The following is a 15,989-nucleotide window of genomic DNA, read 5'->3' as shown; positions in this document are numbered from 1 at the left end:
TTTCATCTTAGTATGAAGATAAATAATGAAACTAAAATTTATTATTATGCAAAATTGCATTTCAATTTTAGTTGATAATAATTCTCGTTGTAACTATAATGATTACATGATAGGTGATATACGAAAGTTATTTACGGATTAAACCTAACTGTGCATTTAAATACAACCGGAATGGAGATGTTATAAGGTATGAAAAAAATCATTTTAGCTGGTGCATTAGGAATTGCAGCTCTTGCAGGAACAAATTTACCTGGATTAGAGGTAACCAAAGCAAGTGCAGCTGTTGAATCAAATGTTTCATCAATAAAAGGACGTGTAGTGGAAGTTTCAGGGAATACTATCTATATTGAAGTGAAAGGGTCCAATACAAATATTGATAATACTAATCGTTTTAGTATTACTACAACTAACTTTAATCCCCATGTAAAAGTTGGTGATGATATAAAAGCTACTGGTGCGATGATGCGTAATTTTGAGAGTTATATGATTGCACAGTCTATTGAAAAAGTTCAAGGGACTGATACATTGCATCAGGGAGAATATTTAGAACATGTTTTCGCATACGAATATGAAATAGGATATATTAAAGAAGTAGGTAAAGTTCAATCATTAGATTATGTAATCGTTCAATATACTGGAAAAGATGGGATTCAAAAAAAGAATGTTACGGTTTATTTGACAAAAGGACAAAAATTTAATGCAGATGAAAAAGTGAAAGTGCATATGGCGAACGCTGAAAGAAGTAATGAGTGGTCGGTAATGGACGAAATTGAAAAAGTTAATGATTCTCAGGCACAAAGTAACCCTATTTTGAATCGTGAAGTAAATGGCCATGTAACAGGTGAAATCATAGAGGTCGGAAATAAATTTAATGAGTTTAATTACGTAATAGTTCCTTATATTAATCAATATGGTCAAAAAGAAATTATTGAAGTTCGTTTAACTCAAGGACAAAAATTTAAACTAGGCGACAAAGTGAAAATTAATATGGAATTGGCTTTTGGACGCGGTAATATCGATGCAGATGTAACCGTTGTAGATAATATTCAAAAAGTAGATGAAACCAACACTCAAGCTTATCAAAATGATCAGTGGGTTTGGTCTTAATTATAATTAGAAATTCAATTTCTCTCTTTAATGTATATACCAATTCAAAAAACCTTGCAAAAATCTTGCAAGGTTTTTTGATTTTTTTAACGGATTATCTTTTGTTTTATTAAAATCTGTGAAAATTTTCTTTTTTATAATACAAAAATCATTTTGTATAGATTCTATATCTTCTACTGTATACATTACTTTTGATACTGACTTTAGATAACTTGAACGAATGAGGAAGAAATATATATCTTGCATAAATAAAAAACTTATCAAGACTATAGTAGAGCTGCCTAGAACAGATATATTTCTACCAATGCTTGTAGATTTGGATATATGCTGTAATGCCATAAACGCCACACTACTATGAAGCATTGCTATTAATATAGGTAGGAAAAACAAGATCACCATCTGTCTTGTTACAATTCTTTTTAATTCAATTTTACTTAATCCTATTTTTTCAAGCATGTTGAAATATTGATAATCTCGATCTAAATCTGTAAATAAGCGGAAGTATAAAAAACTTGTAGAAAAAAAAGATACCTACCAGTATACTCATAATTGACTATAGCCCATTTTGTTGCTTCATTTTAGTCCATATTAAGCTAAGAGAATCAAAATAAAAAGATGGATTCCCACTATTTTCATCTGCTTGTATTACCAGGGTTAGTTTTTTTGCAATATCAGTTGTGTGAATCCAGTCTTTGATTATGAAACCCTATAAGGTTGATTCTATTGGTGTTTTATATGTCCCTAAAAAGTACTCATTCACGACTTGATTATATATTAAATCTTTTACTACTAATATAGAATCATAATCCTGTCTTAGTTCTTCAATTTCTACATTCTTTTGAATAGGAAGATTTATATGTAAATTTCCTTGTGTAATTTGCCTATTTTTCTGCTTTTCAATTTCTTCATTACTACCCTTCTTTGCTTTCTTAAATGTTATTATCAAACTTTCTTTATCATTTTTTAAGCTTTCCACTGGATACCCCAGCTTTTGAACATATTCATTATAATCCGTTAATCTGATTAAGGTCCTTCCATTTTCTGTTGTTATAAACTTTGGAGAAACTAAGATATATTGAAAATGGGCCTTTTCTAGTTGTTTTTTTATTTCAGCTACATGTTTTTCTTCATTTACATTTCCTTGAAATGATACATATTTAAATGCATATGGACTTTTTCCTTCAGCCAATCTAGAATTACCTATCGCGGCGCAAATCCCAATTGCAGTAAATGCCATAGCTGAAACAATTGAGACAATAAAGAATGTTTTTGCATTGTCTTGTAAACGATATATTAAATCTGAGAATGTTAACAAATTTGTTTTTTTATAAAACAAATTTGATCTTTTCTTAAGTAAACGCATTACATAGACACTTAATTGTGTAAAGAAGAAATATGTGCCGATTACAACAAGGGCGACGCTTACTCCAGTCAATATAAGTAATTGATAATCATTCATATAATCTTTTCCGATTGATATTTATAATGTTGCGAAATACCCTAGACCAATCAAAATAATCGATAACACTGTCAATGCAATAGAACTTCTAGGCTCTGGTTTAGGCTTTTCTTCGGATTTTAATAGTTCCACCACTAAGGTTACTTTTACCAACCTAGAAGTAACTATCGAAATTAAAACAAACAAAATTATGAAGGCTGCCCTAGTAATAGTAATTGCTTTAATTGAAAAATAAAATGGCAGTCCATCATTGTTTTGGTTTCTTCTCACCAATCACAGCTAAGTCAAACCCATTCTCTAAAAAGATTTGGCTAGGACCTTTTCCTTGTTGATTTTCTTTTACCGCTCTTATTTTGAAATCTGGACAATAGCTAATCGAACGTTCCGACGCTTTTAATACATTTTTATTTTTTTCTAGCTGTTTCATTTGAATCTCGTCAAAAATAATTTTACTCATTCTCCGTACCTCATTTCTATCGTTGGTTCCATTATAACGAGATTTTTTGATAAAAATACACAAAAACCCCGAATCATTGGGCTTTTTTTAAGTGTCCATGATTCGGGGTACAGTTCACTAGTTAGGTAGAGGTGTGTCTTTTATATAATGCATTTGAGTTGTATTTTTGTATTCTAGTAAACTTTATATTATAAAACAATAAAAATTACTTAGGTTCTACTTGTACTCGCATTACTTTATCAGATTTTGAGTTCATAATTCTAACCCTATAATCTCCTTTTAAATAGTAGTTATTCATAGTATGTTTGTCTACTGCTTCTTGAATTTCTTGATTTAAATTTAATTCAGGAACTAATAAAGTAACCCATTTTTTTGTAAGTTCCACAACTGCCTCATTATTATATAAGGATTTAATTTCAAAATCATTTTCAGCTGGTCCTTCAACAAGGAATTGCCCGCCAATTGAATCTGTTGGAAGATGCATATCCTCATCTAACAACTTAATGCCTAATCCAATATTACTAAATTTCAAATTAGTATTATATTTTTTATTAATATCACGGACTAAACTTTGTGCTTGTTCTGAAATTGAAATTTGAGAAACTGGTAGAATGTTTACTGCAATTCGATTATAAGTAACATCATTTGTCACTAAAGATTTATCTAGGTTTGCTGGTAAGTTAATCTCCGACGTTGTTTCCTTCGTCGCCTCAATTTTCACTTCTGGCCTCACTTCTGGTTGCACTTCTGGTTGCACTTCTGGTTGCACTTCTGGTTGCACTTCTGGTTTCTCTACTTTATTGATCGCATTATATAAGAACTGCGAATATTGTTCACGTGTTACAATTACTTTAGGTTCAAACATACCATTTCCTGTACCTGCACTTAATTTATTTTCTTGCAGCGCACTGATTGCTTTCGTCGCCCAATAATTTTTATCTACATCTTTAAAATTAGTGGTTGAATTCGCTTTTAATTTAAATGCATTTGCAAGAACTACTGCCATTTGTTCACGAGTTAACATATCATTTGGTCCAAATTTATCATTTCCATATCCAATCATAATTCCTGCTTTTACAATTGCTAAAATTTCTTTTTCAAACATATTACCTTTTATATCTGTAAATGGAGTTTGAAAACTTGTGTCTACATCCTGTGGTTTTAAATAATTGTATAACATTCTCGCTACTTGACCACGTGTTACTTTATCTCCAAATCCAAATTTATTATTTCCATAACCATATACAATTTTTCTATTTGCTAAATCATTAATTGCTTTTTCAGACCAATGATTGACTGGAACATCATTAAATATTTTTTTCTCAGCTTGTACACTGTTCAAAGTCGTTAACGTTGCTGTAGTTATGACAGCACCCGCCAAAATAATTTGTTTAAAATTCATAATTAAATCTCCTTTATTTTATGAAATGGTACTTTATATATTGATTCATCATAAGAACTCCAAGATACAAACGAGGAGCATACTGAGCATACTATAACTTTATTTTAGTTCATTAAGATATTACGTTTAATATAAAATTATTCTTTTATGTTAATTTCAAGTTCTCCAACTATCCATACGAGATTATGACTAATAAGACTGTACCCTATACAAGTAAAGGCATTTCAGATTGTAATAGTTACACTTACTGTTGTTTTTATATAGATACACATCTTTTGAAAGTTGAAAGTATCAGTATACACAGCTCTTACATAGGAATCGCTGTTGCGTAACTAGTATAGTTACTTATATATACGAGTGTCAATCAAAAAAATCTTACATTATTGTAAGGTAACTATGTTAATAATATAGTGATTAATTATTATATAAGGTGAATAATTAGTCACTTAAATAAATATAATAGTTGATAAAAATGAATCTAATCTTATGAAACAAATGGATTCTTAGATTAAATAAAAAAATTTTTCTGTATTAAAATAAGCTACTTTAGTACCAATCTTTATTTTTGGCACTAGATAAAATTTAGAATGTTACAATTGTTATTTACATATATATCCATTTTAGGATTGGAAGTATCAGTATGAACAGCACTTACAGATGAATCACTATTGTCTATGCGGTTTTGCATCAAAAGGCTTACAATCAAATTTACTTTCTTACTTTGCGCTTACTGCATTGTATAAAAACTATGTGTATTGTTCACGTGTTACTATATTATTTACTAAAAAATTATCAGTCACATCATCTTATATAATTCCTATTTGTGCTACTATATTACTAGCTTTCTCAAACATATGCCCTTTTGTATCTGTAAATACCCTCTTCTGGTTAGTCGTTTCTTCTAATTTTAATTATTGCTTAACTCAAGAAGCAATTTGTTCACTAGTAACATAGTTTCCAAATCTAAATTGTGATTTCCATACACTTCAAAAATTCCCCACTTCCTTAAATGCAAAATAATTTGCCCTGATCAACGTCTTTTTGGTACATCTTTAAGCCAAGTCTGTTCATCCTCTATTTCATTAATATCCTTTAAATTCTAGATGAGCCTGTATGTTTAACAATAAGTTTATATAAACTTACGTACCTTAATCACTAATTTTAAATAAATAAATATAGTCTCAATTATGAGCAATTCTACATTATATAAATTCATTAAACTATTATTACACTTACTTATATGAATTACATTATATATTTAGTGCGTTTTTTATCAACAAATCACCTACATATAAACGATAATGAAATTCACTATCGTTATCGGCGCTAATTTTCATCCACACATTTTTTTATAAGGACATAAAACCCTAAGCCTATAGAAAACCTTGTATTCTGTCGTTTATATATATCCGATTGGCAAAAATCCTACGTTATTACTGATTAATTACCTTTGAATTTTTGTCTTGGTACAATACTCAGCAGTAGATTGAAATAGTTATATTAACTTGAGAATGAAAGACGAAAAGAGACATGGACTTTACCATGTCTCTTTGTTTAAATTTGTACCTAACCTTTTCTTAGTATATCTTTCCTCACTTCCAGTGAGGCTATGTCCTTCATCATTTTAGCCAAGAAGACGCCCTCCTCAATTTGTATGAAGTTGTGATAACACCAGCAAATAAGTGAGAGACTTCTGTCGATTGGTATAAGCCAAAATGTTTGCTACCACATACTTGTAAAGATTAATCTTTGTAAACTGAAGATATGAGGTTGGTTTTAGAAATTTCATTGCAATCCTAAAATTTTCAACTTTCTATCGTCCCATATTTGCCGAAGTTGTGAAAACCAAGCTAAAGTAGGAAGCGTAGTGAGACAACGTACAAGACATTTCAATTCTCACCGTATGAACTATGAACAAATCCCTACTAAGATAACTGGTGGATACATCAGTAGTCACAGGAATCTCCCAATTCAAACGACCTGCAAGATCGTTAAGTGGGAATAGTTCAATGAAGGATGTCTTGATATTTATTCATATAGCTTACTTTATATGGGTCTGGCAAAACATTTATTGCCATCCATAAATGTTTTTTCGCTTCTAATTGTTGCACAGGACTATCTTTTAAACTAGGATTGTTTAGAATCACTGTTGCTGCATTATCAATCCGTTTCATAAGGTCTTCTTCTGGTTTGTTTTGAAGAGAATCATTTTTCAATCCCCATTTTGTCATAATGAAACTGTTTGTTTTAATCGAAGAATTAATGAGCTCGCTTTCACCGGTTAATCTTTTTTTTATTTCATCATGATAAATCTTGATTTGATAACCTTCTTTTAAAGGGATAACGTCTTTCCCAATCATTACATTTGTTCCTTGCATTTCTTGTGTGTAAATTTTTTCTCCTTTATCATTAAATACTTCAATCGATGCGTATTTTTCTCCTGCATAGTAGCTGTGAGGAGTTTTAGTAGTAATTGTAAAAGTAGCTTGTTGCTGATTCAAATCTGTATTTAATTCAGCAAATTGATTATCTGCTAACCCTAAAAAATTAATGTTCTGGTTAATTAGATTACTCACTTCAATTTTGTTAATATCAATCGATAAAGCGTTATTCTTTTCCTTTACGTAAGCGTAATGTTGTTTGAAATGATACTTTCCATCCTTCCCATCTGGAATATCAACGGTATAAATACCGTTTGGTATATATTGGAATTTGATATTTTCTGTTTCAATCTTTTGCTCTTGAATTACCTTATTTCCTTCTTTTAACTGAATTTTTTCCCCTTTAAAGCTTTCTATATGATCAGTATTCAAATGGATGTTTAAGTTTCCTTTTAATCCTAGTGGAGCTATTTGCTGATTTGTAACCATTTCAAAATTAGAATTGATTAAGATTTCTGGATCTACTATCGCTCTTGCTTCAACTAATTGCGATTCAGGTACTATATCAGCTAATGGGCTAATTGCCTGATAGCCATTTGCTCGGTTCATCTCTGTTTGATTATAATTAAGGTTTAGCCCCCATCTTTCGAAAACAGGTGTAAAATCAAACTGACTATGCTCACTGTAATACTGGTTCATTAAATCTGGTAAAGGATAGTCCCTATTATTGAAACCAGCTTGGCTAGCTAATTTCCGATAACCTTGATACATTTTTGTAAAAGCTTCATTTCCGGCCTTTTGTTTTGCCATAGACAGAAGAATGAGCTTTTGCCTTAAATCTAAATCATCATATTCTTTATTTTCCTTCATTACAGCATTATATAAATTTTTCTCAACGGCTTGTTTTTTCCCAAAATTAAACAACCAACCAACTTGATCTGCTTTCTTGCCGTATTTACTGTATTGATATTGGACACCAAACAAATTATTGGAGACTTCTCCTGTATATATTCCTTGATTATCAAAACCAGCTTGGTAGCCATGCGCAATCTCATGTAACGTTCCCCAACTCATTTTGTCTAACCACATCTTTGTATTAGCTGAACTATTCGCTGTCAAATTGGATCCATAGTAGGCACCACCAGCACCATGTAAATCTGCCTTTAAAAAGTAACGATTATGGCTTTTTTCATTTTCAGGTGTTGAGCCATCCAAACCAATAATCGAATCATACATAGCAAAAATCTCTTCATAATAGTTGATTAATTCATTTAAAGATTGAAAGTCCTTTAAATTTCTTAATGATTCTTTGTCTTGTTTAGGTACAAATAATTGAAAACTTTTTCCTTGAATTAATGCGTATTCTCCATCAGATTGATCCCATGTTTCAAAAAACTGAAAAGCACTTTCTTTTTCCTGATAAATTGGAAGAGGTTTCTGAGATTTTTCACTCTCCACTATATACTCCAATTTTGCCCCATCTTCTTCGTAAGGAGTATCTACAAACGGAACTAAGGGTACATTTGCTTGAACCGTTACCCATTCATTCCCTACTTGAATCGATTTCTCCTCATTTGAATCATTAGATAACAAACGTAATGTTAACTTTTTCTTAAATTGGGGATTTGTCTGTCTTACTTTTAGAAGCGTGTTTTCTTGTAAAATAAAACCTAATTCTTGTCGATCATGGTATTTCCCTTTACTTATTCCGGCCTTAAATATCCAGATTGGCTCTTTCAAACTAAAAATCTCTTTTATATTTGTTTGCTTAACTTCCTTATATCTGTCCTTTTCTACCTTACTTAGATTTTCAACAGGGGCTACTACTACCTCTGGCAGTTTCTTCTCTTCCTGTTTTTCTGTCTTATCTTTTCCTTCTTCATTACTTGCATTTTCAACAGGGGCTACTACTACCTCTGGCAGTTTCTTCTCTTCCTGTTTTTCTGTCTTATTTTTTCCTTCTTCTTTACTTGCACTTTCAACAGGGGCTACTACTACCTCTGGCAGTTTCTTTACTTCCTGTTTTTCTGTCTTATCTTTTCCTTCTTCTTTACTTGCATTTTCAACAGAGGCTACTACCTCTGAAGCTTTCAACTCTTCCCGTTTTTCTGTCTTATCTTTTCCTTCTTCAGTTCTACTCGTCTCTTTCTTATTCAATTTCATTGAATTAAATAAAAACTGAGCATATTGTTCACGTGTTACATCTTGTCCACCCATAAAATTCCCTGCTCCGTCACCTTTAGATATCCCTGCATCCGCAATTGCTTTTACATATGGTACTGCCCAATGCCCTTCTTGGATATCTTTAAATCCATGTTTATTACCATTCACACCATCTATTTCTAATTTCAAAGTATGCTGCAATACTACTGCCATCTCATATCGAGTTAAAATACCATCTGGAAGAAAATTACCCGAACCATCCCCACGCATGATCCCTGCTTGTGCCACAATTTCAATATCCTTTTCAAAAAAGTGTCCTTTCGTATCTAAGAACTTACTTCCTACATAAACATTGTCCTCTAATTTTAAATAACGTTTTACTAGAGCGGCTACTTGTCCCCTAGTAATCTTATCTCCAAAGCCAAATAGACCATTTCCGTATCCTTTAAAGATACCCTGGCTCGATAAATACTGAATCCCTTCCTCTGCCCAATGTCCCTTTGGTATATCTTTATAAATTACTTCTTCTGCTTTTACTCCTCCTGTTGAAAGCAGAGCTGTTACAAATACTGCACCTGTTATTACTACATTTTTCATTTTCATTTTTCGTATCCTTTCTTTAAAAAGTAGGCTTACACCTACCGACATTCATCCCCCACCTAAAATTGATGTGTCACCCCTTCACATTTTTGAGAAGTGAAGAATCTTCTGTCGGAAAATGATAAATTACCATAATTCTTTGCATCCTTTTTCTCATAAAATGACACAAATACGTCTAGTACTCTAGCCTGCTTACAAATGAATTGGACAATGCTAACAACATAATTCCAAAATTAAAAGATTACAGAAGGTTCATACTGATTTGATGCATTAAAAATTATCAGTAAATCATTTATTTATATCTTTATAAACAAATTTTACGAAATTAAGTGTATGAACAGAATTTCCAGTCATAAGAATATACACAGAACCATCATTATATAAACATGTCTCTCTGAGAAATTATAAAAATGTAACATATATCCAATAGATGTAACAATTATAGTTACTTGTATACACGAGTGTCAATGAAATAAATATGACATTTTTGCAAACAGCTAATAAAAATGAAATAAAAGATAATGTTTTAAAGTAACTAATTCAAAAAGCCTTGTAATATATTACAAGGCTTTTTGAATTAGTATATACATTATAGATGGATAATTTTATTTTATTAAAATCAAGACCAAACCCATTGCTCTTTATTTGTATTCTGTTTTATTTTATCGTTAAATTTTTGAATATGGTCATACGTTGTTTTATCAGGTCCATGGAAATTAGACCCATCATGAAACTCTACTCGAACCATATCACCCATATTAAATTGTTGACCCTGTGTTAACTCCACATAAACAAGATCATTTTTCCCATTTTTAGAAGGGTATGTGACAGATACATAATCTGTATAATCTTTATCTATTTTTGTGATTTCTCCAATTACAAAATTAGGCTGACCATCTTCTTTTTCATACATTCCTGGTTTCAATGTTGTACCTTTTTTTTCTAAAGACCCAGTACTAGTACTATTTATTGAATCATTAACTTTTTCAATTCCATCTTGCATAGACAATACATCGCTTCTTGAAGCCCTTGCCAAATGCACTTTAACTTTATCCCCTACATTAAATTTCTGTCCTTGTGTCAACTCCACTCTAACATCTCGTTTACTGTCATTTATTCCAGTATATTGAACAATCACATAATTAATTTCTGCTTTTCCAGCTTTAAACTTACCTGCTTTTGTAACATATCCTATTTCATATTCGTATCCAAAACCATCCTCAATATAACTTCCCTGGTGTAATGTATCAGTACCTTGAACTTTTTCAATAGAATTTGCAAGCATATATTCAGCAAAATCACGCATCATTGTACCATTAACTTTTACTTCATCTCCTATTTTTACATTTGGTATAGAATTTAAATAGACACGAACAGAATTTGTATACTGTTTTGATTCAACAGAAATTACATTGTTATCAATCTCAACTACACGACCTTCAATTGTTGACATATTCGTTTCAATAGAAGCTGCACTCGCTTTTGTTGCTTCTAATCCTGGTAAATTTGTTCCTGCAAGTGCTGCAATTCCTAATGTACCAGCTAAAATGATTTTTTTCATACCCATTTTAATAACATCTCCATTCATGTTGTAATTTTACTTACAGTTAACATCAAGCTAACTGTAATCAGTATAGTTACAATGATAATGATTATCAACTGTATTTGATATGCAATCTTACATATTTAAGATAAAGATACTTCTTTTCACACTTTTTTCACATTTAGCATGGCAGACACTTTTCCTCCAATCTTCTGTGTCCTTCTCTTATATGAATAAAAAAAGAATGGAAATAAGTATTATCTTTAGTTGCCGAAGATACTATTAGTACATGGCTTCTGGCATACAAAAGTCCAATAAAACCCTTACAAATACATACGGAAATTTCCCAAAATGTAATAAGACAAATTATTAATTACAAGCAAATAAGATCCACTCAAAGTTGTGCAGACCTTTTTTGGTTACATACTTAATTTATTTTTTAATGTCCAGTATTTTTCTCCATTAGCTTCAAAAGAGAATTCAACCCATTCATTTGGATCTTCACGATAAATAATGATGTTTGTTCCAGGAGTTAATGTCGCAACTTTGTTTTGCTCAATACCTGGTTTACTTTTAATCTGTAAATCAAATGAATATGGTACATGGTAGTAAGCAGCTGAGGATACAACGTTTGCTTTTGACCCATCTGCATACAATTTATACGGAATTTCATTAGATAACGCTTCAACATCTAATGTTTCTGGATTCTTTGGTAATTTTTTCGCTGATGTATAATCTTTTGATTTGAACGGTTTAATACGTCCCATTATACTAGCAATTTTCTCACCCCAGCCTTTATCTGATGCATATTTCACATTCATACCAGCTAACGTTGGTCCGTTATAATGCATACCACTTTCTTCTAAATATCTTTCTCGTACATAATTAGCGTTATAAGCAATACTGTCGCCGTAAGTTGGTAAATATTTCGCATGTCTAAACGGATCTCCATCATACGCACGTAATCCAAAGAGATTATGTTTGCGGTACGCTATTTCTGATTTTCCATAACCAGATTCTAAAATTGCATGTGCTGCTAAATAAAGGGCGTTAACACCATATTTATTTTGCGCAGTAATAAAATCTTTCCCATGTCCAACTAATGGACTATCTGAATGGTATTTTGCAATAAAACTATCAATCTCTTGAGCAGTAATATTTGAAGCCAATGTTAAATCAATCTCTTCATATGAAGTAGCAACAATATTATTTTCAGGATTTTTTATCTCTAAAGGTTTTGTTGATTTATTAATCATGTTCTCATTACCTACTACACGTAGCATTCTATTTAAAAATGCTGCCGCTTCTGCACGTCTTGCTGTCCCTTTTGGAACAAATTGATTGTTTTCATTTCCTTTTACAATACCTAATTTATAAACACGTTGTAAGGCTTGCTTATCATATGTTAAATCTTGGTCTGAGAACGGTACAGATGCCAATGCCCCAACAATGCCTTTATACTGCAAAGCACGATCAACCATAATTACAACCTCTTCACGTGTAATCGTATCATTCGGTGCAAAAATATTGTTACCACGACCTTTAATAATACCTGCAGTGGCTGCACGATTAATTCCATCTACTAATGATGAATGTGCTAAGTGAAGATCTGTAAAGTTTGCTTTTCCTATAGGTAACTCCAATGCTCTTGAAATTAAAGTGGCAAATTCAGCACGTGTTACAAGACGCTCTGGCCAATAGGAACCTTTTCCGTCCCCCACCATAATACCTTTAGATGCTAGTTCTCTAATTTCCTGTTCATACCACATGCCAGATATGTCATCCGTTTGGCTCACTTGTATTTTATTATTTTGATCATAATACCCTTGTGCACCATTTAAAAAATCATTCCAAGTGCCTCGTGCAATCATTTTTGCTGGACATTTTTTATGATATTTACTGAAATATTGATGTTTCTTAACGTTATCTAGAGGAATATCTAATTCTTTCATTAAGTACGCTGTTAATTTACGTGCGTTTTCTACTGCTTTTTCATAATCTCCGTTCACAGCAATCTCAATTGCAATTGATTGTCTATTTCCTGTTCCATTTTCTCCATCACCAGCATGCCATCCATTTTCATTTAAAGGCAGATGCTGATAAATCTCTTTATCATCTACTGTAAAATGCCATGATGCCCCGTGGTCTGTGTCTCCTGTTGCCTGATTATATAAGTATTTTGCAGGATTTTTTGCACCCGCACCTGAACTTTCATTATCAGTTTCATGAATTGTAATATAACGCGGATCCATCGCATATCCTGGTCGAATGTTATCATTTCCTTTTGGAACAATCCACTCTGTAAGAGGTACGTCATATATATTACCAGTTTTCAGTGTTGCTCCTGGCACCGCATAATACTTCGGAAAAGTTAATGTACCACCATTGGAACTTTTAACGTCTTGACTTGCAGATTTAGATGTAATCAGCGAAGATTTTGTTCCTTCAAACTTTGCGGATGATGAATGAATCCACTTCAAACCTTGTGCAAGTTGAATTTGGAACCATTCACCAGCTTGCGCTACAGCAGTAACAGTTTGAGGTTGCAGACTCTCCTCTTCTTTAAATGCATCAAATGGAGAAGAATACATGAATACTTTTTCATTAACTACTAGCTTATTTGCTTCATTTGTTAAATGATAAATATCTCTTACTTCTAATGAATGACCATTGTTATGTATCCAACCGTTGCTTATATTGGTTTGAACATAATACCAGTCTCCTTTTTTCTTAGTAGCTTTAACTACTTGTTGGGAAACTTGACTTATCACTGTAGTCTGTAAATTAGTAGATTCGTAGAGCGGTGTTTCATTCTGAATATATACAAGAAAATCACCTTGTATTTCCTCATTCGCTTCTACCTTATCATTTTTTCCATCTTCATCTTTCATATGCCTTTCAATACTTTTAATGGCTTGGATATCAGATGTTGTTTCCCCTACTTTTTCTACTTTTTCCACTGGTGCAGCAAATGAAGTAGTTGGAACCAGTGCAGCTTGTAGTGCTACAGTCATTGCTAAAACGTTTCGCATTTTTTTCATACTATCAATTAACACGTTATATCCTTTCTAAATACGTGTTATCTTGCCTCCTTTTTCTAATAAAATGATACAAATATACCTAGAAAACTAGCATATTTACAAATAAATTGGATAATACGAACAACGTGATTTCTAATCCATACCGTTCCTACTCTTTTTATGTTATATCGCCTATTCTATAGTCTGTATTTTTCCATTACATTATTTTATAAAATTTAGTATTACCCCCAAAAAACTATACCTTTTTGTATAACCATCCCTATAACACTATTATTAACTTCTACTCCCTTCCTGGTACCAACAGTATATGAAAGCTAGACTATAATTTTTTTACAATAAAGTATAGTTATGTTTATACTAACCAGATACATATAAAAAATGATTGGTATTATATTTTTTTATTGTAATAATTAGATTATATAAATAGAAATGCAGAATAGCTCCATTAATCAAAAACATATGTTATATAAACATAAATATGTATCTCTATGGAAATTTACACATGTAACATATATCCAATTGGAGTACCTATTATATGCACTCGTACATACAAGTGTCAACAAAATAAATATCACATTTTTATGAACAACTACTAATGCCTAGCTTCACAGTAAATAACTTGTAAATAGTGCTAAATATTCCTCTTTTATTTAATCTAGAGAGCCTTCTCATTCCATAAGATTAAAAACACTTTTATCAATTCTTATAATTATTATAATGAGTAATCATTCACTTTGTTTAATAATTACTTACTATATTATTAACATGATTATCTTACAAAAATGTAATACTTTTTCAATTGACACTCGTATATATAAGTAACTATACTAGTTACACAAGCGTGGTAAATATATCAAATAGTCCCTTATTATAAGTGTATGTCTTTAGATTCTTTTCGAAATAATAGTTTAAATTAACTAATTATTATATACCTGTATTATAGTGAAATTGCCAACCTACTCTATTGTTTAAACTAAGTCATATTACTTATAAGATTCACTATAAATGATAGATTTACCAAGCTTTAATATTATTTTAGGAGTGTTACGTTTTGAAATATAAATTAATTGCTACAGGAATTCTCGCTGGAAGTCTACTTTCCTACTCATCTAGTACATTTGCAAATACTCATAAATTTCCGGATGTCCCAAATTGGGTAAGCCCTTCTGTAAATTACCTAGTTGAAAAAGGTGCATTACACGGAAAACCCGATGGCACTTTTTCTCCATCTGAAACAATTGATCGCGGTTCAGCTGCCAAAATAATGGCTATTATGCTTGGATTAGAAATTAATAAAAATGCTAAACCATCTTTCCAAGATGCTCAAAACCACTGGGCGGCACCTTATATTGCAGCTGTTGAAAAAGCAGGTGCTATTAAAGGAGATGGAAATGGTAACTTCCTTCCAACGGGTTTGATTAATCGTGCATCCATGGCTTCAATGGTGGCAAACGCTTATAAATTAGAAAATAAAGTTGCTGGAAATAGCGTAACTACATTTGAGGATTTAAAAGGACATTGGGGAGAAAGATATGCAAATATTTTAATACAAACAGAAATTTCTAAGGGTACTGAAGATGGAAATAGCTGGTCTCCTAATAGACCAATCACTCGTGCAGAGGCTGCACAATTTATTGCAAAATCTGATCAAATCCACCACCAAACAAAACAAGAAGAAAATGCTGTAGTTGGTGTAATAACTGATGCAGAGGCTGACTATGTAACTGTGGCATATAAAGATCTTGATGGAATTAGTCAAGAAGTAAACGTAAACTTCTCAAATGGTAGTAACTCAAAATTCAAAAAAGGTGACACAGTAAAAGTTGCTAATAAAGA

At 31.7% G+C, this 15,989-nt stretch carries 7 protein-coding genes and 3 pseudogenes; 2 read left to right on the top strand and 8 right to left on the bottom strand.

Features of this window, described 5'->3' with window-relative positions:
- Positions 1 to 189 precede the first annotated feature (189 nt).
- Positions 190 to 786, top strand: a pseudogene (locus ACTJJY_RS24730) (hypothetical protein); the annotation flags it as partial.
- Positions 787 to 1,134: 348 nt separating this feature from the next.
- Here ACTJJY_RS24730 and ACTJJY_RS24725 read toward each other — a convergent pair.
- From ACTJJY_RS24725 to ACTJJY_RS24690, 8 genes and pseudogenes are all read right to left on the bottom strand, one after another.
- Positions 1,135 to 1,563, bottom strand: a complete 429-nt coding sequence (locus tag ACTJJY_RS24725) for a hypothetical protein (protein ID WP_440606814.1) — start codon at positions 1,561 to 1,563, stop codon at positions 1,135 to 1,137.
- A gap of 250 nt (positions 1,564 to 1,813) precedes the next feature.
- A complete protein-coding gene (locus ACTJJY_RS24720) occupies positions 1,814 to 2,566 on the bottom strand; it encodes a hypothetical protein (protein WP_440606813.1) in 753 nt (250 codons plus the stop codon).
- 253 nt (positions 2,567 to 2,819) lie between these two features.
- Positions 2,820 to 3,023: pseudogene (locus ACTJJY_RS24715) on the bottom strand (IS3-like element ISBsp3 family transposase); the annotation flags it as partial.
- Positions 3,024 to 3,228: 205 nt separating this feature from the next.
- The gene (locus tag ACTJJY_RS24710; protein ID WP_440606812.1) at positions 3,229 to 4,425 is read right to left on the bottom strand and encodes an S-layer homology domain-containing protein; all 1,197 of its coding nucleotides are present in this window, start codon (positions 4,423 to 4,425) and stop codon (positions 3,229 to 3,231) included.
- Between the two features lie 2,006 nt (positions 4,426 to 6,431).
- Positions 6,432 to 8,645, bottom strand: a complete 2,214-nt coding sequence (locus ACTJJY_RS24705; protein ID WP_440606846.1) for a putative mucin/carbohydrate-binding domain-containing protein — start codon at positions 8,643 to 8,645, stop codon at positions 6,432 to 6,434.
- 321 nt (positions 8,646 to 8,966) lie between these two features.
- A pseudogene (locus ACTJJY_RS24700) lies at positions 8,967 to 9,503 on the bottom strand (S-layer homology domain-containing protein); the annotation flags it as partial.
- A gap of 685 nt (positions 9,504 to 10,188) precedes the next feature.
- A complete protein-coding gene (locus ACTJJY_RS24695) occupies positions 10,189 to 11,130 on the bottom strand; it encodes a hypothetical protein (protein WP_440606811.1) in 942 nt (313 codons plus the stop codon).
- A 401-nt stretch (positions 11,131 to 11,531) separates the two neighbouring features.
- Positions 11,532 to 14,153 carry an S-layer homology domain-containing protein gene (locus ACTJJY_RS24690; protein ID WP_440606810.1) on the bottom strand — a complete coding sequence of 874 codons (2,622 nt, stop codon included), beginning with the start codon at positions 14,151 to 14,153 and terminating at the stop codon, positions 11,532 to 11,534.
- A 1,051-nt stretch (positions 14,154 to 15,204) separates the two neighbouring features.
- On the opposite strand from ACTJJY_RS24690, the gene ACTJJY_RS24685 reads away from it, so the two are divergent.
- Positions 15,205 to 15,989 (top strand): S-layer homology domain-containing protein (locus tag ACTJJY_RS24685; RefSeq protein WP_440606809.1); only part of this gene is annotated, 785 nt, incomplete at its 3' end.

Origin of the sequence: Bacillus sp. 22475 (genome assembly GCF_052044835.1) — a bacterium.
GTDB classification, from domain to species: domain Bacteria; phylum Bacillota; class Bacilli; order Bacillales; family Bacillaceae_G; genus Bacillus_A; species Bacillus_A cereus.
The sequence above is the reverse complement of the archived record's forward strand: the minus strand, read 5'-3'. Positions and strand labels throughout refer to the sequence as shown.